We start from the raw sequence: 23090 nt of genomic DNA, 5'->3' as shown, positions 1-23090 counted from the left end.
ATACCTCCCTTTTCTATTTATGCTACTGCCAGTAACATTAATAGTTTATCACGGGAGGTTTTTTGCTTTAAGCTAAAGCTTTATTTTTCTACCACCAGCATAGCTGGTGGTTTATTCATGCTAAAGCGTACAATTAAAGAAAAACTCTTTATCATATTAATGATAAAGAGTTTTCTCTAAATTTTTTCTATATTCTTTTTTCTCTTATACCTTTTTATTATAGAATTCTCTGTCTGTTCCATATGATACTTCATTGCCATAAGAGCTTCTTCTTTTTTGTTTTTTTTCAATGCTTCAATTATTCTACTATGTTCTTCAACAGTTTCTCTAGTTCTGCCCGGATTATCAATAGCTACTAATCCAAAAAATCTAATTATATCATTTAAATTTCTCATTGTTGACTCTAAAATATGATTGCCGCTCTTATTATAGAAGTATTCATGAAAACTACGATCCAAATATATAAATTCATTATATGATTTAGATTCTTCTGTTTCTTGAGTTATAATTTTTAACTGCTCTATATCATCTTTATCTAATTCGTCAAATGCATATTCCAGGGCTAGTAATTCAAGGGATGCTCTAACTTTTTGTGCTTCCAGTATTGTTTTTAAATCAAAATTTCTAACAACATTTGGCTTATAAGGCTCATTAATAATCCAACCTTCATAGGATAATTTCATTAATGCTTCTCTTATAGGAGTCCTGCTTATCCCAAACTCTTCTGATAGTAGCCTTTCATTTAAAGATTTTCCTGGCTCATATTCACCACTAATTATTTTTTCCTTAATTTCATCATAAGCTGCCATTTTATAGCTCTTAACTTTTATCAATCTCAACACTCCCATTTAATTAAAATCTATTTATTTAATAAAAATTTTATGAATAACTGATCATAAAGTAATTCAATAGTCTATAATTATAATATTTACTAGTATACATGAACTGTGAAATAACACAAGTTCTAAAAATCTACTTTGAGCGTTAATTGCTTTGAACTATTAATATATTTAAATATCCCCTCGGTCTTCTAAGAATAAAATAAAGAAAGAAATTGTTAAAAGGCCTGCTGCTATTAAGATAGACTTAAAGCCCAATCTATTTGATGTTAAGTAGCCAAGAGCTGCTCCCATTCCAAATACAAATATAACTGCATAATACTTCTTTGCATTTTCCAAATATACATCTTGTCTTGTGATGTGATACTTGGAAAGATTTTCTGTCGCTGATCTTAAGTTTCCAATGCACATTGTTGTTGCAAAGCTAAGTCCGTAAATTTTTTTAAAGGAATAGACTTGCATGGCACAAGAAAAAGATAGTAATGCGTTAGCTAAATTATTTAAGTTCTCTGGGATCATAGCAACCACAATCATAATTATAATTTCAAAACCAATTATATATTGTCGCCAGTGGAGGACTCTTTTTTCTATTGCATCTTCAAAACGAACTGCAACGTAAACACCAAGCACAAAGGATAAAACTGGGATTAAGTAAGCTATGGATTCTTTAAAATTTAAGTCCACTATGTTTTTAAAGAGGAGAACTATATTCCCTGTCTGTGCGTTGGCGAAGACCTTACCTCTCATTAGATAGGAATATGCATCTTGAAAGCCTCCTGCCAAAGTTATAAATATTAATACTAAAAAAGTTTCGTGCAAGTTTTCATAAGATTTTAATTTCATATTAACCACCAACATATAGTCTAATACAAAAATAAATTTCTGCAATAAAAAAAGCAGGTGATTGTCATAAACCACCTGCAATTTTTTCATTTTTGATTTTTATGAAAAGAAATTTTTTATTTACTTCCTATATCTTTTCTATAGTATGCTCCTTCGAAGGAAATTCTTTCTACATTGTCGTAAGCCTTCTTACGAGCTTCATCTAAATTTTTGCCTAAAGCTGTAATGGATAGGACTCTTCCACCGTTAGTGTAAAGGTCATCAGTTTTCTTAGTTCCATTGTGGAAGACAATTATGTCCTTGTCCACCTTATCAAGTCCTTCAATAAGTTTTCCCTTTTCATAGGATCCTGGATAGCCACCTGAACACATTATAAGTGTGAGGCAAGTTTCATCCTTCCATCTGATGTCATCTTTTTTAAGTTTTCCATCAATTGTCTTATTTAAAAGTTCATACAAGTCTACGTCAAGTCTTGGCATTAGGACTTCTGTCTCTGGGTCGCCAAATCTTACATTAAATTCAAGAACTTTTGGCATATCATTTTCAATCATAAACCCAACAAAGAGAATTCCTGAATAGTGAAGACCTTCTTTATTAAGTCCATCTTCAATTTGTTTGTAAATTTTTTCAAGATTTTCTTCTAACTTAAGGCTCGCTGATACTGGGGAATAAGTTCCAACTCCACCAGTGTTTGGCCCCTTGTCTCCGTCAAAGATTTGCTTGTGGTCCTTGGCCCTTTCAAGTGGGAATAATTTGTTATTTGAAACAAGGCAAAGGACAGATGCCTCTTCTCCTGTCAAGAATTCTTCAATAACAACTGTGTTTCCTTGGTCGCCAAAAATCTTATCCTTAAAGATTTTTTCAAGGGCGTCTACTGCTTCATCTCTGTCTTGGCAAATTATAACTCCCTTGCCAAAGCAAAGTCCATCTGCCTTTACAACTAGAGGGTAAGAAAAATCTTCAAGACATTTTTCTGCATGGTCATAGGATTCAAAGCTCTTATATTTTGCAGTTGGGATAGAATATTTTTCTAGGAATATTTTTGTAAATTCCTTAGACTTTTCAAATCTCGCACAAGCCTTGTTTGGTCCAAAAACCCTAAGTCCCTTTTCGTTAAAGGCATCAACTATTCCTGCGCAAAGGGGATCTTCTGGTCCCACTACTGTTAAATCAATCTTGTTTTCCACTGCAAAGGCAAGAAGTTTTTCTATGTCTGTTGGGTCAATATCTAGGTTTTCACAGAAGTCTTCTGTTCCTCCATTTCCCCTCGCCATATAAATTTTATCAACGGATTTACTTTCCTTAAGCTTCCATGCAAGTGCGTGCTCTCTTCCACCATTTCCAATTACAAGTACTTTCATTTGGCCTCCTAGTGTCTAAAATGTCTCATATTAGTAAAGACAAGACAAATATTATTTTCATTTGCAAAATCTATAACTTCTTGATCTTTAACAGATCCACCTGGTTGAACTATTACATCAATTCCTCCTTGGTATAAAAGTTCAATTGTGTCCCTGAAGAAGAATCCATCTGATGCAAGGACTGCACCTTTTATCTTTTCTCCAGCCCTTTCAATTGCTTCTTCTACTGCCCAAGACCTCTTAGTTTCTCCTTGACCAAGGGCAAGTGTACCACCATCCTTTGCAATAACAACTGAGTTTGAAAAAGTTGTCTTGCAGCAAGTGAAGGCAAATTTTAATTCTTCGAGTTCTGTTTCACTTGGCTTCCTATTTGAAACGAAGTCAAGTTTGTCTTGGTCCCAAATCACATCATCAGAGTTTTGGATAATAATTCCATTAAGGACTTGTTTAAATCTAAAAACTGGGTCGTAAAGTTTTTCAAAGTCAGGGATTTCTATAAGCCTAATATTTTTCTTTTGAGCTAAAAGGTCATAGGCTTCCTTAGAAAAACTTGGTGCAGCTACAATTTCTAAGAAAATTTTTGATAAATGCTCTGCAGTTTTTACATCAACTTCCCTATTTAGGGCAATGATTCCACCAAAAATTGATTCGTCATCACATTCATAAGCCTTTACAAAGGCTTCTTCAAGACTGTCTCCAGTGCCAATTCCACAAGGGTTAGTGTGCTTAATAGCAACAGCAGCTGGTTTTTCAAAATTTATAACTGCATTTAGGGCAGAGTACATATCATTTAAGTTGTTGTAAGAAACTTGTTTTCCATGAAGAACCTTGTATTCGATCTTGTCTGGTGTGTAGGAATCTTCATAAAAGGCTGCCATTTGGTGTGGATTTTCACCATATCGCAATTCTTCAACACGCTTGTAGGACTTGTTAATGTATCTTGGGAATCTTTCGCCTTGTCTTTTTGCAAAATAATTTGAAATTACTGCATCATAATGAGCAGTGTAGCTAAAGGCCTTGCAGGCTAAATACTCATTAAATTTTGGATCTTTTTTGTCTATGTACTCGAGTACAAGCTTGTAGTCTGCTGGATCAGTTACAATGTAGACGTCCTTATAGTTTTTGGCAGCAGCCCTAATCATGGAAGGTCCACCAATATCTATATTTTCAATCATAGTTTCGTGGTCTGCATTTTCAAGCAACTTTTCTTCAAAGGGATAGAGATTGTTTACAACCATATCAATTGTTTCAATTTCTTCTTCCTTTAAAGTTTCCATGTGATCTTTTAAGTCACGTCTAGCAAGGATGCCAGCATGAATTTTTGGGTTAAGAGTCTTTACCCTTCCATCTAAAATTTCTGGAAAGCCAGTAACCTTGTCTACAGATATTACATCTATTCCTGCATCCTTTAACTTATTATAAGTTCCACCAGTAGAAATGATTTCCCAACCTCTATTAACAAGTTCCTTGGCAAATTCAACAATTCCTTCTTTGTCATAAACTGAAATAAGTGCCCTCATCCTAACCTCCAATTACAACTTTTCCATTAACAACTTTTAACTTATCCTCGCAAAAATATTTTACAGAAAGAGGCAAAATTTCGTGCTCAATCTTTAAAACCTTTTGTTGAAGCTCTTCAGGACTCTCCCCTTCAACTTCAACAATTCTTTGCATGATAATAGGACCCTCATCTGCTCCCTCATTTACAAAATGAGTTGTGGCACCAGTGTACTTGACACCTCTTTTTATGACGGCCTCATGAACTTTTAATCCATAATAACCCCTGCCACAAAAGGAAGGAATTAATGATGGATGTATGTTTATTATTTTATTCTCATAAATCTTGGTAATTTTTTCTGGCAAGATTTTTAAATATCCTGCCAGAATGATTAAGTCAATATTATATTCTCTTAGCTTGCTTATTAGTTCTTCATCATCTTTTATAAAGAAACCAGGTATGCCTGCCTTCTCTGCTCTCACTAAACCATAAGCATCTTCTTTATTGGAAATGACAATTTTTATTTTTCCATTGATATAATTGTTTTCTGTATTGTCAATGATGGCTTGTAGATTTGTGCCACCACCTGAAATTAAAACTGCGATATTTTTAGAGGCTAAGATCAATTTTATCTTCTCCAGCTACAACTTTTCCAAGTTCATAAAGCTTTAAGTCAGTATCCTTAAAGAAGTCAACAACTTTTTCCTTATCCTCTTGATCTACAACAAGGGTAAAGCCTACTCCCATATTAAAGGTAGCATACATGTCTTCATCCTTAAGATCAGCCCACTTCTTTAAAAGCTTAAATATTTCAGGAGTTTCGATTACAGATGCATCAAGCTTTGCACAAAGTCCATCTGGAATCATCCTAGGAATATTTTCGTAGAAGCCGCCACCTGTTATGTGACTCATTCCCTTTATGTCTACAGTTTTTAAAAGTTCAAGAATTTCCTTAACATAAATCCTTGTTGGCTTTAAAAGTTCTTCCCCTAGAGTACAATTTAATTCATCAATTTCTTCATTTAAATAAAGCTTGCAGTGGTCAAAGACAATTTTTCTAACAAGTGAATAACCATTAGAGTGGATACCATTGGAAGAAAGTCCAAATACTATGTCGCCTTCCTTGATGCTAGAACCATCGATAATCTTTTCCTTATCAACTACTCCAACAGCAAAGCCTGCTAGATCGTATTGGTCTTCTTGGTAAACTCCAGGCATTTCTGCTGTTTCGCCACCAATAAGTGATGCAGAAGATTGGATACAACCTTCAGCAACTCCCTTAACAATTTCTTCCATCTTCTCTGGAATTAATTTTCCAGTTGCAATGTAGTCTAAGAAGAAAAGTGGCTTAGCACCTTGGCATAAAATATCATTTACACACATGGCCACACAGTCAATACCAATAGTGTCGTGCTTATCAAGCATGTGAGCCAAGATAACCTTAGTTCCAACACCATCTGTACCGCTACAAAGCACAGGATTTTTAATTCCATCTAGGTCTAAATTAAATAAACCAGAAAAACCCCCAAGGGATGATAAGACATCCCTTGATTGAGTTTTTTTAACAATACCCTTAATTAATTCAACTTCTCTTTGACCGGCATCAACATCTACGCCTGCATTCTTATAATTAATTGCCATCTCCGCTCCTTTTATCCTTCGTAAATATATTCGGTGTTTGCAATTTTTTCTGACATATCAGACCTAAATTGTCTTAGCTTTTCCTTTAAATTGTCATCAGAAATAGCCAAAATTTCTGCAGCTAGGATTGCAGCATTTTCTCCACCATTAATAGCAACTGTAGCAACAGGTACTCCACTTGGCATTTGAACAGTGGAAAGAAGTGCATCAAGTCCGTCAAGAGTTGAACTCTTAACAGGAACTCCAATAACAGGTCTTGTAGTAAGAGCTGCTATAACTCCACCAAGGTGGGCAGCCTTGCCTGCTATTGAAATGAAAACTTGGCTTTCATCTTCAGCATTTTTTACATATTCTTGTAACTCTTTTAAGGCTCTGTGAGCAGAAATTACTTTGGCTTCATATTCAATTCCAAATTCCATTAATTTTGCAACTATCTTGTCTGCAATTTCTCTGTCGGAAATTGAACCCATTATAATTGATACTCTCATTTTTACTCCTTAAATTCCTAAATATTTTGAAACATCAAGAGGTTTTACATATACTCCATCTTTGTAGGCTCTCATGTTTCCACCACTAACTTCGTCAATTAAGACGATTTCGTCTGATCCTTCAAGTCTACCATATTCAAACTTAATATCGTAAAGGTCTAGTCCCTTTTCTTTTAAAAGGTCTTTTACAATATTTGCAATTTTTCTATTCATTTCTACGATTGTATCATATTCTTCAGCTTTTAAGATACCTAGGGTAACAAGTCCTTCTTTAGTAATAAGTGGATCGTCTCTTCCATCATCTTTTAAAGTGATTTCAGTATATTCTGGAAGGTCAGCACCTTCTTCTATATAAAGACCATATCTTCTGTAGAAAGATCCAACAGCCTTAAATCTTGTAATAACTTCAAGACCTTTACCAAATACACTTGCTCTTTTTACTTCCATTAAATTATTGTCAAGGTCAGAAGAAATGTAGTGAGTGTTAATTCCTGCTTCGTTGATTTTTTCAAAGAAGTATTTAGTAACCTTTAGACATTCTTTACCTGCACCTTCAATACTACCAGCTACTTGGTTTCCACCAGTATCAAAAACTCCGTCAGTTCCTGTCATGTCATCCTTGAATTGTAGGTAACATCTTCCGTTGTCTTCTAATACATTCTTAGTTTTTCCTTGGTAAATAGTTTTCATAATTTCCTCCAGTAAATTAAATAAAGCCCAAAGAGGCAGATTTCGTAAAACCTACCCCTCTGGGCTTTTTTCCCTAAGGTGTGATACTTTAATAAAAGTACCCGTACCGCTCGGTCCTTGGCAAAGCCCGGATCCCTAGGCACACTTTCACTCATGATAAGAGCTCTCGTACTCTTAGATAGTAACAATTTAATTTTTAATTGTCAATAGTTTTTCTGAACCAGGGAATAATTGATAAAGTATTAGAATTTAAAGTAAAATAGCCCTATTTAAAAAAGTAAAGCTGTATTTTTATAAAAAATTTTTTTATTTTTATAATTTTTATTAAGATTATTCCTTCAAAATTATTTCATCTTTCCTATTTTTTTACACAAAAGACAGGATGAAATTTCATCCTGCCTTAAAAGTTTTTTGATCTTATAAATTTTATTTTTTAACTTAATAGGTAAATCTTTTTAATTCATCAACAATTTTTTTAGAGCCAGATATTATTCCGCCTCTTCTTTCTGTCTTGACTTCTTCTCCATGCATATTGATGACTTGTCCGCCAGCTTCTCTAACTATTAAGGTCCCTGCTGCGTAGTCCCAAAGGTTTAGGTCGTCTTCTATAAAGGCGTCGTACCTTCCGCAAGCTGAGTAGCACATCTCAAGGGCTGCAGTCCCAATTCGCCTTATGCCATTTGTATTCTCGTAAATAAATCTCATCATCTCAAAGGTCTCGTCAACCCTTCCCAATCTTCCTCCACCAGTTCCAACACCAATAAGAGAGTTGGCAAGTTCTTCATTATGAGAAACTCTAATGACTTTACCATTTAGTCTTGAGCCCTGACCTTTTATTGCTGAAAAAAATTCATCTCTATAGGGATCATAAACTGCCCCAATGACAATTTCTGATTTTTCAATTAGTGCTAAGCTAATAACTGAGTGTTGAAATCCATGGACTAAGTTGCTTGTTCCATCAACAGGATCAAGAACCCAAGTGTAGTCTTTTATCTCTGCACTTGACTTGCCCTTTTCTTCTGCCAAGAGGTTAGACCCTTCTATTAGTTTTAAAAGTTCGCCCTCTAAAACTTCTTGAACTTTGAAGTCCACTTCTGTTACAAAGTCATTTCTCCCCTTCATCTCGAAATTATTTTGTGGGTCTAAGTCAAAGAAAATTTTTGAAGCTTCCTTCATTAGCCTTTCAATTTCACTTAATATGTCTTCGTAATTAATCATAGTTCACCAATCACTTAATGGATTTTATTTCCTTAAAGAGGTCAGCCCCATCCCTAATTATGCTTTCGCTACCAAAGGCAGAAAGATAATTTTTCTTCATAGCTTCATCAAAGAATTTTCCATAGGTATTTAATCTTTCCAAGTTTGTTTCAAGGGCTTCCTTCTTAGATTTTTCTAGGTCTTCTATTGTAAGTCCTGTTATAAATCTTGATAGGTTAATGTCTCCAATTTGTTCTGGAGAAAGTAGTGGGTCAAAGGAGTTCATTGATCCAATGATAAAGTTCTTTAAGTCCTCATCTTCCATCTTTAAATTTTCTACAAAGTTTCCAATAGAGTCGTAAACCTTAACTGTGTTTTTTAAATTTGGATCCCTATAAGAGTAAGTCGCCATGTCGCCAGACCTTCCAATAGAAATTCCACCGCCATAGGCTCCACCCTTGGCCCTAATTTCGTTGTGAAGGAAGGATGAGTTTAAAATGTTTGCGAGGACTGTTAGGTCTCCCCTGTATTTTAATCCCAAGTCTTCCAGGTCATAACCCTTTGATACGTAGACAACATTTGAAGTTGTATAAAGTCCTTCATTTTTATTTTCTCTTTTAAATTCATAATCTGCTGGCTTTATGTTTTTCACTTCTAAAGACTTAATATATTTTTCTAACTCAGGCTTAAGTCTATCTAAATCAGCTAGGTTTCCTGTAGTTGAAATAATTAAGTTGTCTCTAACAAAGAGTTTTCCATAAATTTTTTCTGCTTCTTTTTCAAAGTCTTCCCACTTATCTTCAAAGTTTTCAACAAAATCCCTCATGAACTTGTAATAATCTAGTCCTCCAATGTGGGATTGAATGTCTGCAACTCTTGAGTAGTAGGATTTTAAAATTGAAATTATAAATTGGTGGCCATTTTGTAGCATCGTAGATTCAATTCTTGATTTTAAAATATTTAGAAGTTCCCTAATCCTCTTTTTAGAATCGAGGATTGACCTCTTCATTATTTCATCTATAATTTCAAGACCTCGCCCAAACTTATCTGCAGTTGACTTCATCTTTATGTTCATCCTTAGGACATATTTTTCCTTGTCCTTTGCATCAACATATACAGCTGGGTTAAAGGAAATTCCACCAGTCGCCTTGTAAATTTCGTTATTTAATTCTTCATAAGTGTAATTTTCTGTATCAATTAGTCCAATTAATGAAAGTAGAAGGGACATTGTCTCCATCTCTTCTTTTTCTATAAAAGAAATGTCATGAGATAGACTTGTGTAGACAATTCCATTTGTCTCTTGATTTGATTTTAGATAAATCACATCTCCAATTTTGTCTTCTTCCACTGAGTAACGAGTTACTTTTTCGTCTATGTCAGATAAGTCTAGGGAAGGAATTGTGTCCTTGTTTTCCTTTGAGTCTTCAGCATTTTGATAATCTTCAAGGTCTCTTGATTTTTTTACAATTTCATCAATTTCTTCCTCTGACATTTTTGACTTTAAGTCTTCTAGTTCTTTTCTTAAGGCCTCTTCTTCCTTGTCATTTTTATTTAGCTCTGGTCTTGCAAGAAGATTTACAGAATACTCGTTGTCTATAAGTTTTTCCTTGATGTAATTTTCTACAAAGCCATCATCAAGTTTTTCCTTAACTACTTCCAAAACATCGTTGTAGTAGAGGGCATCAAGTGGTGATTGGTCGTAAAGCCATGAGTTTAGAGCCCTAATATAATAGATTATTGCCTTTTGAGTTCCTCCACCCTCTCTAAAGATAAATTCAAACTTATTTAAAGTTGCTTCAAGTAGATCCTTGTCAATTCCCTCTTCAACAAGTTTTTCTAAAGTGTCCTTTAAAACTTTTAAAAATTCATCTTTCTTATCTGCGTCAGTATTTTTTAAAACTATAGATAGGTCTAGAGGAAGTGAAGATGAAGTTTCTGAATATACATCTTCAGCAAGACCTGCATCTAGTATTGCCTTTCTTAGTGGTCCTCCTTGAGCTTCAATTAAAAGTTCTGCCAAGAAGTCACGCATAAAGACATCCATCTTGGAGTCGGCATAACCAATTGTCCAACCCTTAGATAGGTAGTCGATCTTGTCCTTCATTTCTTCCTTTGATGCAGAAAATGTAATTTCCACATCCTTAGTTTCTTTTATTTCATCATTTAAAATAATTTCTGAATTGATTTCAGCCTTGTCAAAGTCTTGCAAATAATTTTTGTCAATGAAGTCTAAGGCTTCTTCCATATTTTGATTTCCATAAAGATAGATGTAGGAGTTTGATGGGTGGTAGTACTTTTTGTGATAGTCTTTAAACTCTTGGTAGCTTAGGCTAGGAATAAGTTTAGGATCTCCACCAGAGTCAACTCCATAGGATGAGTCCTCATGAAGGGCAAAGACCATGGCATCTGACACAATATTTTCTGATGAAGAATAAACACCCTTCATTTCGTTGTAGACAACTCCGTTGTATTTTAAGTCGTCATCCTTGTCCTTTAATTCATAGTGCCAGCCCTCTTGAAGAAAGATTTTTTCTTCTTCATAAATTGCTGGATGGAAAACTGCATCAAGGTAGACGTCCATCAAGTTGTAGAAGTCCTTTTCATTTCTTGATGAAACTGGATAAATTGTCTTATCTGGAAAAGTCATGGCATTTAAAAAAGTTTGTAGCGATGACTTTATCAAGTCCATGAAAGGCTCCTTAGTCCTGAACTTTCTTGAACCAGAAAGTACGCAGTGCTCAACTATGTGACAAACACCATTGCCCCTTACAGGTGGCGTCCTAAATCCAATACCAAAGGCCTTGTTGTCGTCATTGTTTTCAAGAGTTAAGACTCTTGCTCCTGTCTTTATATGAGTATAGACCTTGCACTTAGATGCAACCTCGTCTATATATTTCTCTTCGATTAATTTATATTTATTCAAGTTAATCCCTCCAAGCTCCATTATACTTGTTCAAAAACAATTTAACAAACTAGAATTAAGTGGCTATATATTGGGTAAAGTCTACTTGAGGTGAAATTATGTCAAGAAAAGATGACATCAAAAAATTAGCTCTTGCAGCTGCAACAATTTCTGCAGCCATCCTTGCTGCAAAAAAAGTTTCTGATGATGAAGTAAAGGTCCTAATGCCCAATCGTGACGAAGGTTCTCTTGCCTATTTATTAGGCGATGGTTTTGGGAACCTTGCTCTTGCCTATGGACTTATTAATCACGCAAACTTAGACCCAAAAAATATAAATATTTATACAAAGGGCTTTAATGAGTTTGCAAATATCTCTCACGGAGAAAATACTTATATAAACTTTGACAACAGGTTTTCTGAATACAACTTTAAAAACACTTTTGAAATTTTAAAAAATATAATGACTGAAGAAGAAATTCTTGAAATAAATGAAAAGATGACAAAAAAAGAAAGTCCAAGAATAATGGACTTGTCTATGAATTCATCCTATGATGTTGATGAGCTTGATGAAGTTAGCAAGAAGAAAATCTACAAGCTGATGCTTTCTCCCCTTGATTTTGAAAGTGAATCAAGTATTGAGAAGTACTTTTTGTTTTCAGACTTTTTGAATTCAAATTTTTACTACTACTTAGCAAGTATCTACAACTTGAAAGCCACTTCTCCAGTTAGTGAATTAAAGGAAGCCCTTCTTGATTATATTGGCTCAGGCTCTTACTTCAGCTTGGACTCCAATATGATTTATGAAAGGTTACGAGGCTACTTGGAAGACCTGGGCGTTAAGTTTTTAGATGGTTACAAGTTCCTTGAATTTTCTTCTACCGAAACTCACGTGGATAAGCTCGTCTTTGAAAAAGATGAACATGTCGAAGAAGTCTATACAGATTTAAAGGATATTATTTCCATTGAATCCCCAACTTACTTGGACAATCTTTATCTTGGCAACACAGAAAGCGTGCCAGAAAATATTTTAAACACCTATTATTTTGGCAAAAAAATTTCTAGCAATAACATTTACAAGGAGATCCAAGGCAAGACTTCTGACTCAGGCATCTTATATGTGAACTTTGAATTCTCTGACCCAATCTTTACAGATAAAATTAAAAATAATTTAAGGGACAGTGACTTCTTTATTTTCAAGACTAAGTCTGGGATTTCTGCAAAAATCCTTGGCAATAAAATTATCCTAAAGGTCTTAAATCCCAACAAAAATTCAATTTTTATTGGCGATGTCTTTAAGGCCCTCAATGGTGAAGACTTTTTCTTCGAACTTATTAAGCTCTTTGGACTTGAAGATGACTTTGGCGAGCTTAGGTTTAATTTAAAATCTGTTTCTATCTCTATGATGGAAAATTATAAAAAGCTTCCTGGAGAAGTTTACAATAAAAACCTAAATCAAATTTCAAATTTAATTTTCCTTTCATCAAAGGCTTCTGACTTTGGCGAACTTTATTCTGTTGAAAAGTTGGTAAAGAAGGGCTTGAAAAGTGCCCACGAACTCATGGGCATTGACCACCTAGAAGTTTTTGAAAATAGTCTTTCTAAGATAGAAATTTTAAAATTTATTAATTCTTTATAAAATTAAGTGCAGAAATGCACTTTTTTTATTGTTGTTTTTGACTCCACAAGTTTTCACTAACTTGTAAAAAAGTCTGACCTCATAAAATCTTTTAACTTTATAAGAAGTAATAACTTCATAAAATCTTATAACTTTATAAAAGTCTATAATTTCACAGAAATTTACTTCTTTTTACAAAAGTATAAGCTTGTAAACTTTTACTACAAAATAAAAAAATCTAAGTCATGAAGTATTATTAATTCATAGACTTAGATTTTTTAATATCTAACTTATTCCAAACCTAAATTTGGGTTTGCAAAATTTTCTTCATCAAGCTTGCCAGCCATGTATTCATAGTAGGCTGCTGAAGCAATCATAGCTGCGTTATCTGTGCAAAGCTTGAGTTCAGGATAGAAGATTTTAATCTCTTCTTCCTTGCCCATTTCTTCAAAGGCTTCTCTTATCCTAGAGTTTGCTGAAACTCCACCACAAAGGACAATCTTATCCATGCCCTTTTCTTTTGCAAGTCTAAAGGACTTTTCAAGTAGGACATCAACAACTGCTTCTTGAAAAGACTTACAAACATCTTCTTTAACAATTTCTTCTCCACGAAGCTTAGTTGAATTTAAATAATTTAGGACTGCAGTCTTAAGACCTGAAAAAGAAAAGTTGTAATTGTCTTCCTTGATCATAACTCTTGGGAAGTCTATGGTCTCCTTGCCTTCTTTTGCAAGCTTATCCACTATAGGTCCACCGGGATAACCAATGCCCATGGCCCTTGCCACCTTGTCAAAGGCTTCTCCCACTGCATCGTCAACAGTTCTTCCATGAAGTGTAAAGTCAACATAGTCTTTGACTTCGATTAAATAAGTGTGACCACCAGAAATTATTAAACCTATAAAGGGTGGCTCCAATTCTTTAAAGGAAATATAGTTTGCACAAACATGTCCCACTATGTGGTTAACTCCAACAAAGGGTTTATTAGTTGCAAGGGCAAGAGTCTTTCCTGCACTTAAACCAACTAGAAGAGCCCCAATAAGTCCCGGTCCCTTTGTCGCTGCAATAATATCTATATCCTTAAGGTCCACTCCTGCCTCATCAAGTCCTTCTTTTAATACTGTGTTAATTGCCTCAACGTGTTGTCTCGATGCAATCTCAGGCACTACTCCACCAAATTTTTTGTGTGTATCAATTTGTGATGCAATTACATTGGAATAAACTTTTCGTCCGTCTTCAACTACAGCAACTGAAGTTTCGTCGCAAGAGGATTCCACTGCTAAAACTTTCATCTCATCACTCCCTCCACATTATATAGGCATCCCTGTCGATGCCATAATAATTTTTTCTCATTCCTTGGATAATAAATCCAAACTTTTTATACAAATTAAAGGCAACCCTATTAGAGTTTTCAACTTCTAGGGTTATCTTGTAGGATCCCTTGTCTGCAAGATCTATTAGACCTTCAAAGAGGTCATTTGCAAATTTTTGCCCACGATATTTTTTTGCAACTGCAACATTTCCAATGTGAATCTCGTCATAAATCGTCATAAAGGAAATGAAACCCCCTAGGTCGCCATCAGCTTCTACAACTAAAATATCTGATAATTCATCAAAAACTATGGCGTTCTCAATGGATTTTTTTGACCAGGGGTTCTCGAAGTTTTCAACCTCAAGCTCGTGAATCCTATCTATGTCAGACTTATTTGCCAGTCTCGTGATTCTTTTCATACTGGGCCTCTGCCTGTGATAATTTTAAATAATTTGGTACAAGATTAAAAACATCTACAGGTCCCTTCTTTTTATATTCTATTAGACCTAGCCTTGCAATATTTGTCCCTCTCATTCCCTTGTTCTTTGATAATTTCCCTTGGGGGATTTCTCCCAAAAACTTTTCTGCATCAAGTCCCACAAGAGTGACCTCATCATACTTGTTTAATTCTTCCTTAAATTTTTCAAAGGGCAAGAGAGAGTCTTCGAATAGAACTTCTGGCTCTTCTTTATTATCAATTATAGATCCGTAGACATTTCCACGTCTTGCATCAACAATAGTTGCTACCTTGCCGTAGTCTGACATCCCATTTGCAATAAGAGATGAAACTCCAACTAAGTCCTTATTAAGTGAAAATGCCAAGACCTTGGCAATAGTAATTCCAATTCTAAGTCCTGTAAAGGATCCTGGTCCTATGCCAACGGCAATTAAGTCAATGTCATCTAAAGAAAATTCAAATTTTTTGAAAATCTCTTCAATCATATCTGTCACTGATTCTGAATGAGAAACGCGACCTCTTAAGTTATATTCAGCTAAGACCTCATCATCTTCAATTAGTCCAATAGCAGTTGTCCTTGTGGAAGTATCAATTCCCAAAACTTTCATCTAATTTCTCCTTCAATTTATCAAATCTATTTCCAAGATAATTTATCTCTAGGTCCCTCTTATCATCATGGGACTTAATATTTATCTCCATGTATTCCTCTGGCAGGGCATCCCTAATTTTTTCTGCCCACTCAACTATGGTAACTCCATCAGAATAAAAATATTCATCAAAGCCAAGATAGTCCACATCAATTTTGTCGTCTAGTCTATAGGTGTCAATGTGGTAGAGGTCAGTCTTACCATAATATTCATTAACTATGGTAAAGGTTGGACTTGTTACATAGTCATCGATCCCAAGTCCCTTGGCAATAGATTTAGTTAGGGTTGTCTTACCTGCTCCCAAGTCACCATTGAGGCAGACAACATCTCCTGGATTTAAATTTTCTCCTAGAAAGATTCCAAATTTTTCTGTTTCATTTAAATTATTTAAGCTTATCATGTAAATCCTCAAATACATTTTCAGAATATTCAAAGGGAACTTTCTCTGATTTTTCTTCTGCTGGATGACCTATGCCAATTATGCACTCAACATCAAATTTGTCTTCAAGGTCAAAGAACTTGTGCAAGAAGTCTTGAGCAGAAATTCCACTTTCGTACTTGGCATCAACAACATTTGCCCAAGTTGCTCCAAGGTCCAAGTCAGCAGCAGCAAGTAAAATATATGTTGCAGCAATAGATGCATCTTGGTGGTTGGTGTTCGGTGCAATCTCACTATCTGTTACTATGGCAATAGCTACATCAGCTCCCGCCAAGAACTTGGCGCTGTTTACCTTATAATTAGAAAGCTCTTCCAATCTTTTTTTATCTCTAATAATTATATATCTAACTGGGTTTCTGTTTTTTGCCGTTGGGGCATGCAGTGCAATTGTTAAGATTTCTCTCAAGTCTTCTTCAGAAACTTTTTCATCAGTAAATTTTCTTATACTTCTTCTCTTTTCAACTAAATCTAAAAGCATATCATCACCTCAAAGTATTATAACACATAGTAATTTCAAATTTAAAAATTTGCAAGAAAAAAAGAGGGGCTAGCCCTCTTTAACTACTCTTTATACATGCTTTCTTCATAATCTGGTCCATAACTATGAAATTCTATTGCTTTCTTTTCTTCTGTCACAAGGTCTTTATACCATTTTGGAAAATCTCTTGCATCATCATAAACCATCTTTTGCCAATCTTCGTCAGTAAGTCTTTCCTTATTTAAAAATTCGTAATAAGAGAAAGTTCCTCCCCTACCCATATAAAGTTTATCTTGGTGAGGATAGATTACAAAAATTTCCATCGGCTTACCTGTTCCTATGTGAGAGATTTCGTCTTTAGGAAGACCCACGCTGTTTTCCACAACTCTCATTAGGTCAACTACAACTGGCATCCTCCTATCAGTTGCATTTTGGATTTCATACCAATAAGAAATATTATTTTCATCAGAGGATTCAACGAAGTCAACCATTATTCTTTCCATTTCTCCACCAATGTTTAGTAAATCAATAATTTCTTCTTCAGTAAGAGGCTCATTTTGAAGTTCCTTAATAGAAATATCTCTAAACTTAACAACCATGGCTTGGAAGTTATTTAATTTTTCTTCATACTTTTGACTTAACATTTGGCGATCTTTTAAATTGACCTTTGTAAATTCAAGTAGCCAATTTAATTTTTCATAAAGCTCAACATTTGGTTCAACGTAGGATTTTGGAATTTCAAAATCTCCTCCGCCACCCATTTCAGCCATGACTGCCTTTCCATATAAAACTGTGTCGTGTTTTAATTCTGCAAAAGATCCAAGGGCAGATACTAGGTCCTTCCTTTCCCAAGCATCATTTCTCATAAACATTGGGTATCCCTCTCCAAATTTTTGATCATAGGACTTTAGCATCCAAAGCCAACCACGATACATATTTTTTTGCCAGTCTAAATCTTCCATCTTCTCTACAGTAGAAATATTTTCATCAGTTTTTTCCTTGTACTTATCCCAGTGAGAATTGTAAGGATCCTTATCTAAAATTTCTCTCGCCTTTTCATTTCCAAAGGCAGCCATAAGGTCTAGGCCAGAATAAATTGGTCTATCAGATGGGTGATTTGGGCCTGCAATATCAACAACATTTTGCATCAATACGCTATCCATTACAGCTCTTTGTGGCATATACCTAAAGGACTTGCCCATAAAACCTGCAACTTGTGGATCTGGATAGGACTTCAAGACTGTGTAAACCTTGCTTAAATTTTTATTATCATCTAATTTATTGATGTCAAAATCTTTTCCATAAACCCCGTAAAGAGTTCTTGCATATTCTCTTATGGAAAGGTCATCAGCAGACTCCACTAAAAAGTCAATTGGCTCAACTAAATCTTCCCAAGTTTTTAAAATTTCAGGATTTTTATAAATTGAATGAGTAAGAAGTAGTCCTTGCAAGATGCCATCTTCATTAAGATCTCCATCATTTTCAATAAATATGCCTACTTGCCCAAAGTACATTGTGCCTGAGAAATATTTTTTTAATTCTTCACTTCTAGTGTAGTGTCCCCTAGGTTTAAGTTGTGAAAAATCTACATCTCTTCCACTTATAGCTGAGGAAGCAATTTCTTCTGAGCTTGCATTTTTTATCTCTTCTTCGTAAATCTTCTTGGCTTCTTCAGGTAAATTTTCAGGTTCGCTTCCCAAAAGCTTAAGTCCTGTAGCTATAAAGGCAATATTTTTAAATTGAATATCCTTTAATTTTTCATTTTTTATTTCACTTAGAAGATTTATATTTTCTGCAAGCAAGTTTTTATTTAGTTCAAGAGACTTTGGATAGAACTCATCCTTTTCCAAATTTCTCAAAAATCCATCGTAAAAAATGTGGAAGATGTGAGTTACTGAATCAGTTGTGACAAAACTTGCTAAGATTTTATACTCGTTGTCTTCATAAATTTGGTGAATTTGGTCGAATTCATAATTCCATGGATCTTCACTGTATTCATTGTTTTCCAAGTTTTTTGGTTTAGTAATTACGAATCCATTTTTTAATAGCATTTCTTTTTGTTTTTGAGTAAAATCTCCAAATTCAGAAAAATTAACAACATTAGAAAAGTCATCAGCAATCTTATAATCTTTAAGGCTTGGTGTGAATTCGGAAAGCTTGTAATCAATATAAGTGGTTTTATTTTCCATTTCATCTAAAAATTTTGTATCTTGAAGTTCAATCTTTGCAGCTTCCTTTTCTGGCAATACTCCCTTATCATTTTTACAGCCAGTCAAAAGCAAAAGTGCTACAAGTGACGTTAAAATTATTTTCTTCTTTACTTCCATTTTATTTCATCTCCTTCTAAATATAATTCTCTCTCGCTTCCATCTATCTCAACTTTTTTCTCCTTGTCTAAAAACTTTGGCTGGTCCTTTAAGACTTCACTCCCATGATTTCTTTCGACAGCAAAATTAGTCCAGTCATATACACCAAATAAATAATTGCCATCAAGGTTTTTTTCTATTGAAATAATCTCATCATAACCATCTCCATCAAGGTCGCACAAGTTAAAATCTGTAATGGGGTTATATAATCTTGAAATTCTAAGTTTTGGTCTTAGCTTTTTGTTTTTAAGGTCAATGTTATATAAGAAGCACCTCCTGTCAAATTTTTGATCAAAGGGCGTCTTTTTATAAACACCAATCGCAAGCTCCATCTCACCTCCATCGACATTACAAAAATCAAGCTTCCAAGGCCTTATGTCACTTACATCAATAGAAAATTCTCTGTCCCTATTTTTAATTTTTAATTCGCTTCCATATTCCCCATCAAGAGAAATAATTTCTGCTGAAAGATTATCATGAATTGAGTTGTCTAAAATTTTAGCTTCCTTACTCCTGCAGCCTGTCAAAAAAATAAGTAAAAAAATTATGTATCTCATAAGATCATTATAACATTTAATTTAACAATTTATTTGTATAACGTGTTATTTTATAAATTTTTATAATGGAAGGCCATAAAATTTTTTAATTCTTCAAGGAGATAGCTTCTGAAAATTTTAAATTAAAGATGAAAAAATTTTTTCACTTACGAGGCATAAAAAAATATGGCTCAGTCTCCTAAGCCATATGGTAAATTAAATCAGAAAAACTTTTTGCCAATAAACTTGATGGCATTAGAAGACCAATAAGTAAAAGCACAATCAAAGTTAATCTTTTCTTATTCATAATTACCTCCTTATATACTTTATTTGATTATATCATAGAAGCAAAGGTTTTAAAGTGAGATAGCAATTATAAATATTTATAAAACTATTTAATTGCCTTTTCAGTTTTTTGCAAGAAAAAAGAGACCCGGCTTGCGAGTCTCCTTATATTTAAAATTCAAATAAGAATTATTATTCTTGATCTGTATTTTCTTCTTCAGCTACATCTTCATCAACTAGATCAGCATCAAGATTTGCATCTGAGAAGTTAAGTCCTAGCATTTCTCCAATAGTCATGTTGAAGTCATCTTGTTTAGGTTCTTCAATTTTCTTTTCTCTCTTTGGAGCTTTTCTTTCTCTTCTAGGTTTTCTTTCCTTTGGTTTAGCTTCTTCGCCTTCTTCTTTTTCTTCAGGTTCAATTAGAGCCTTGATTGAAAGAGAAATCTTTTGATTTTCTTCATCAATGTCAGTTACCTTAACTGTAACTTCTTCACCAATAGAAAGTTTATCTTGTGGTTTTTCAACGTGTTCTCTTGAGATTTGAGAAACGTGAAGTAGACCATCAACGCCTTGTTCAAGTCTTACGAAAGCACCGAAGTCAAGAAGGTTTACAACCTTACCCTTAACAACGTCGCCAACTTTAACTTCATTAGTAAATACATCCCATGGTTTTTCCATAGTTTGTTTTAGTCCAAGTGCGATTCTATTCTTTTCTTTATCTACATTAAGAACTTGTACCTTAACTACATCTCCAGGTGCTACTACATCTGAAGGGTGTTTAACTCTGTTCCAAGAAAGTTCAGAGATATGGATAAGTCCATCTACTCCTCCAACATCTACGAATGCACCAAAGTTAGTTAATCTTTGTACAGTTCCTTCGATAATGTCTCCTTCTTTAAGCTTGTCATATACTTCGTCACGAACCTTGTCTAGTTCTTCTTGAAGTACATTCTTTCTTGAAAGAACAATTCTTCTCTTTCTCTTATCAAAGTCGATAATTTCAGTTTCGAATTCTTCTCCAATGAATTTGCTTAAATCTTTTTGGAATCTAACAGAAACATGAGATGCAGGTATAAATGCATTAAGTCCTCTGAAATCTGCAGTTAGTCCACCTTTAACTTGGTTCTTAACAGTTACTGTTATGTTTTCTTTGTTGTTATAAAGTTCTTCAACTTCATCCCAAACCTTCATGTCAGCAACTCTTTTTGTTGAAAGAACAACATTGCCGTCTCCGTCGTCCATCTTTAGAACGTAAACGTCAATTTCTTGACCTTGTTCATAAAGATCTTGAGGATTTACATCAGGTCCTCCTGCAAGTTCATCTCTTGAAATGATACCATCTGATCTGTATCCAAGATTTACCATTACTTCTGAATCAGTTATATATAAAACTTCTCCAGTTACTACTTCACCACGTCTAATTCTTTTAAAAGAATTTTCGATGGCTTCCATCATCTCACCTTTGTCAAAATTTTCCATCCTACTAACAGCCTCCTTGATTACCGATTCCGGTGTGGATGCTCCGGCGGTAATACCTATTTTATTAAATTTTTTAAATATATTTAAATCAATATCTCTAATGGACTGAATTAAAAATACATTTTTACAATTTAATTTTGCAATTTCTGCAAGTTTTTTTGTGTTTGAAGATTTTTTGCCGCCTAAAACAATTAGGGCGTCAACTTTTTTCGATAAATCTCTAACACTCTCTTGTCTCTCGAAAGTTGCATTACATATAGTATTATAAACTAAAACTTCATCTTTTGAAATATCTTTTATAAGATTTGTTGCTTTTTCGAAAAAATCTACCTTGTTTGTAGTTTGTGAGACTATAACTATCTTTCCCTCTGGAATTTTAATGTCTTCCAAATTGGAAATAATTGTTGCAGAGTCATTGCATCGAGAATTAATTCCCACCACCTCGGGGTGTTCTTCATTCCCAATAATTACTACATTATAACCTTTTTTGTAGAAATTATCTACTATATTATAAACTTTTTCTACCTTAGGGCAGACACAATTTATTATTTCATTATTTTTTTCTTCTAACTGGTCTAAAATCTTTTTATGGACTCCGTGACTTCTTATTATAACCTTTGAGTCTTCTACATTTGTCTTGTCAATTGTCACAACTCCCAAGTCAGCAAGTTCCTTTACAACTCTTTCGTTGTGAACAAGATCACCATAGGAGTAGACTCCCTCATCTGCATTATCAAAGGCCATCTTAACAGCTCTTTTTACTCCGCCACAAAATCCATGCTTGTCAGCTACAATAATTTCCATTTGACTTCATCACCATACACTATTCTCATTATGTCTTGGGAAATATTTTCAAGTTCTTCTGGAGAATATTTTATTTCCTTATTAATCATTACAGGCTTCCTAAAGTGAATCCTAGTCTTCCTAAAGGGTTTGTAGTCTCCCTCAATATAAACTGGAAGGACTCTTGAGTTTGTCTTTTGTGCAATTAGGGCAATGCCTGATTTTATTCTCGTGTAGTCAACTTCCTTCATCCTAGTTCCTTCAGGAAAAATTCCTAGGACCTTTTCATTTTTCAAAATTTTTAGTGCCTTCTTTATGGCTGCCAGGTCATTACCCTCCCTATCAATGGGAAAGGCTCCAAGCTTAGATAGGAAACCACCTATTAATTTATTTTTAAAGAGTTCCTTCTTTGCCATCCAAAAAATTTGTCTATCAAAAACTGCCGATATGGCTACAGGGTCTAGGTTGCACTTGTGGTTGCCACAAACTATTAATCTTTCACTATCTTGTGGAATGTTTTCACTTCCTAAGACCTCAATTCTATAAATGTGTCTTATGAAAAATCCCACAAAATTTCTAACAGCAAAATAAAACATAAATCACCTTTTTATATAAGAAATTATTTTTTCAATTGTCTCTTCAGCATTTAAGTCTGTACTGTCAATTAATATTGCATCTTCTGTTTGAATTAGTGGAGAGTTGGCCCTGTGAGAGTCATTGTAGTCTCTAACCTTTAAGTCCTCTAATATTTCCTCAAAGCTAACCTTGTCGTCATCAATTTGCTTGTACCTTCTCATGGCACGAGTTTCTACATCAGCAGTTAAGAAAAATTTGTACTCAGCATCCTTTAGGACAACTGAACCAATGTCTCTTCCCTCCATAACAACGTCCTTGTCAGATGCAATTTCTCTTTGCATCTTCACAAGATAGTCCCTAATGATCTTCTTCTTGGACATCTCTGAAGTCTTGTTGGAAATTTCATTTTCTCTTATCTCCTTTGAGACATCTCTTCCATCAAGAAATATTTTATCTCCATCAAAAGATATTTTTGTATTTTTAAGAATTTCTTCGTAAGAAGACTCATCTTCCTTTAAAAGTTTAAGTGTGATTGCCCTATACATTGCTCCTGTATCCACGTATAGGACGCCAAGTCTCTTTGCAATTTCCTTTGCAAGAGAACTTTTGCCAGAACCTGCTGGTCCATCTATTGCAATTTTCATTTTTACCTCCAAAAAA

At 34.3% G+C, this 23090-nt stretch carries 21 protein-coding genes; 1 reads left to right on the top strand and 20 read right to left on the bottom strand.

Going from position 1 to position 23090, the window contains the following annotated elements:
• Positions 1–176: 176 nt before the first annotated feature.
• The 10 genes from ACWPVO_RS03130 to ACWPVO_RS03085 all read right to left on the bottom strand — a co-directional run bounded on the left by ACWPVO_RS03130 (position 177) and on the right by ACWPVO_RS03085 (position 11480).
• On the bottom strand, positions 177–833 hold the full coding sequence (locus tag ACWPVO_RS03130) for a GntR family transcriptional regulator (protein WP_454206463.1): 657 nt from the start codon (positions 831–833) through the stop codon (positions 177–179).
• 177 nt (positions 834–1010) lie between these two features.
• Entirely contained in the window at positions 1011–1682 is a 672-nt protein-coding gene (locus ACWPVO_RS03125) for a YoaK family protein (protein ID WP_060800389.1), read from the bottom strand.
• 116 nt (positions 1683–1798) lie between these two features.
• Positions 1799–3043, bottom strand: a complete 1245-nt coding sequence (gene purD / locus ACWPVO_RS03120) for a phosphoribosylamine--glycine ligase (protein ID WP_454206461.1) — start codon at positions 3041–3043, stop codon at positions 1799–1801.
• An 8-nt stretch (positions 3044–3051) separates the two neighbouring features.
• Positions 3052–4563 carry a bifunctional phosphoribosylaminoimidazolecarboxamide formyltransferase/IMP cyclohydrolase gene (purH, locus tag ACWPVO_RS03115; RefSeq protein WP_454206459.1) on the bottom strand — a complete coding sequence of 504 codons (1512 nt, stop codon included), beginning with the start codon at positions 4561–4563 and terminating at the stop codon, positions 3052–3054.
• A 1-nt stretch (position 4564) separates the two neighbouring features.
• Positions 4565–5167: a phosphoribosylglycinamide formyltransferase gene (gene purN, locus ACWPVO_RS03110; protein ID WP_454206457.1), complete on the bottom strand. Its 603-nt coding sequence runs from the start codon at positions 5165–5167 to the stop codon at positions 4565–4567.
• Positions 5151–6182, bottom strand: coding sequence for a phosphoribosylformylglycinamidine cyclo-ligase (purM, locus tag ACWPVO_RS03105; RefSeq protein ID WP_454206455.1), 1032 nt, complete (start codon positions 6180–6182; stop codon positions 5151–5153). The genes purN and purM overlap by 17 nt, the downstream gene beginning before the upstream one ends.
• A gap of 11 nt (positions 6183–6193) precedes the next feature.
• Positions 6194–6670 (bottom strand): 5-(carboxyamino)imidazole ribonucleotide mutase, encoded by a 477-nt coding sequence (gene purE / locus ACWPVO_RS03100; RefSeq protein ID WP_005955862.1) that lies wholly within the window; start codon positions 6668–6670, stop codon positions 6194–6196.
• Positions 6671–6679: 9 nt separating this feature from the next.
• Positions 6680–7360: a phosphoribosylaminoimidazolesuccinocarboxamide synthase gene (locus ACWPVO_RS03095; RefSeq protein WP_454206452.1), complete on the bottom strand. Its 681-nt coding sequence runs from the start codon at positions 7358–7360 to the stop codon at positions 6680–6682.
• Between the two features lie 438 nt (positions 7361–7798).
• The gene (locus ACWPVO_RS03090; RefSeq protein ID WP_285072615.1) at positions 7799–8578 is read right to left on the bottom strand and encodes an inositol monophosphatase family protein; all 780 of its coding nucleotides are present in this window, start codon (positions 8576–8578) and stop codon (positions 7799–7801) included.
• A gap of 10 nt (positions 8579–8588) precedes the next feature.
• Positions 8589–11480: an insulinase family protein gene (locus ACWPVO_RS03085; RefSeq protein ID WP_454206450.1), complete on the bottom strand. Its 2892-nt coding sequence runs from the start codon at positions 11478–11480 to the stop codon at positions 8589–8591.
• A 98-nt stretch (positions 11481–11578) separates the two neighbouring features.
• Here ACWPVO_RS03085 and ACWPVO_RS03080 point away from each other — a divergent pair, with 98 nt between their 5' ends.
• Positions 11579–13096 carry an oleate hydratase gene (locus ACWPVO_RS03080; protein WP_454206448.1) on the top strand — a complete coding sequence of 506 codons (1518 nt, stop codon included), beginning with the start codon at positions 11579–11581 and terminating at the stop codon, positions 13094–13096.
• A 269-nt stretch (positions 13097–13365) separates the two neighbouring features.
• Here ACWPVO_RS03080 and tsaD read toward each other — a convergent pair whose 3' ends face one another.
• The 10 genes from tsaD to cmk all read right to left on the bottom strand — a co-directional run bounded on the left by tsaD (position 13366) and on the right by cmk (position 23074).
• On the bottom strand, positions 13366–14364 hold the full coding sequence (tsaD, locus tag ACWPVO_RS03075) for a tRNA (adenosine(37)-N6)-threonylcarbamoyltransferase complex transferase subunit TsaD (RefSeq protein WP_454206446.1): 999 nt from the start codon (positions 14362–14364) through the stop codon (positions 13366–13368).
• Between the two features lie 4 nt (positions 14365–14368).
• The gene (gene rimI, locus ACWPVO_RS03070; RefSeq protein ID WP_195443182.1) at positions 14369–14803 is read right to left on the bottom strand and encodes a ribosomal protein S18-alanine N-acetyltransferase; all 435 of its coding nucleotides are present in this window, start codon (positions 14801–14803) and stop codon (positions 14369–14371) included.
• Entirely contained in the window at positions 14775–15449 is a 675-nt protein-coding gene (tsaB, locus tag ACWPVO_RS03065; RefSeq protein ID WP_454206444.1) for a tRNA (adenosine(37)-N6)-threonylcarbamoyltransferase complex dimerization subunit type 1 TsaB, read from the bottom strand. The genes rimI and tsaB overlap by 29 nt, the downstream gene beginning before the upstream one ends.
• Positions 15430–15888, bottom strand: a complete 459-nt coding sequence (gene tsaE, locus ACWPVO_RS03060; protein ID WP_060799996.1) for a tRNA (adenosine(37)-N6)-threonylcarbamoyltransferase complex ATPase subunit type 1 TsaE — start codon at positions 15886–15888, stop codon at positions 15430–15432. The genes tsaB and tsaE overlap by 20 nt, the downstream gene beginning before the upstream one ends.
• A complete protein-coding gene (locus ACWPVO_RS03055; RefSeq protein ID WP_454206442.1) occupies positions 15872–16405 on the bottom strand; it encodes a nitroreductase family protein in 534 nt (177 codons plus the stop codon). The genes tsaE and ACWPVO_RS03055 overlap by 17 nt, the downstream gene beginning before the upstream one ends.
• 83 nt (positions 16406–16488) lie before the next feature.
• Positions 16489–18732, bottom strand: coding sequence for a DUF3160 domain-containing protein (locus ACWPVO_RS03050; protein WP_454206440.1), 2244 nt, complete (start codon positions 18730–18732; stop codon positions 16489–16491).
• The gene (locus ACWPVO_RS03045) at positions 18723–19328 is read right to left on the bottom strand and encodes a hypothetical protein (protein WP_454206438.1); all 606 of its coding nucleotides are present in this window, start codon (positions 19326–19328) and stop codon (positions 18723–18725) included. The genes ACWPVO_RS03050 and ACWPVO_RS03045 overlap by 10 nt, the downstream gene beginning before the upstream one ends.
• 456 nt (positions 19329–19784) lie before the next feature.
• Positions 19785–21875: a bifunctional 4-hydroxy-3-methylbut-2-enyl diphosphate reductase/30S ribosomal protein S1 gene (locus ACWPVO_RS03040; protein ID WP_454206436.1), complete on the bottom strand. Its 2091-nt coding sequence runs from the start codon at positions 21873–21875 to the stop codon at positions 19785–19787.
• Positions 21860–22450, bottom strand: coding sequence for a lysophospholipid acyltransferase family protein (locus tag ACWPVO_RS03035; protein ID WP_454206434.1), 591 nt, complete (start codon positions 22448–22450; stop codon positions 21860–21862). Before ACWPVO_RS03035 ends, ACWPVO_RS03040 begins: the two co-directional genes overlap by 16 nt.
• Before the next feature lie 3 nt (positions 22451–22453).
• A complete protein-coding gene (cmk, locus tag ACWPVO_RS03030; RefSeq protein WP_250341859.1) occupies positions 22454–23074 on the bottom strand; it encodes a (d)CMP kinase in 621 nt (206 codons plus the stop codon).
• Between the last annotated feature and the right edge of the window lie 16 nt (positions 23075–23090).

Source organism: Peptoniphilus sp. Marseille-Q6390, from assembly GCF_965119475.1.
Note: the sequence above shows the minus strand (reverse complement) of the source record. Positions and strands in the feature narration are given on the sequence as shown.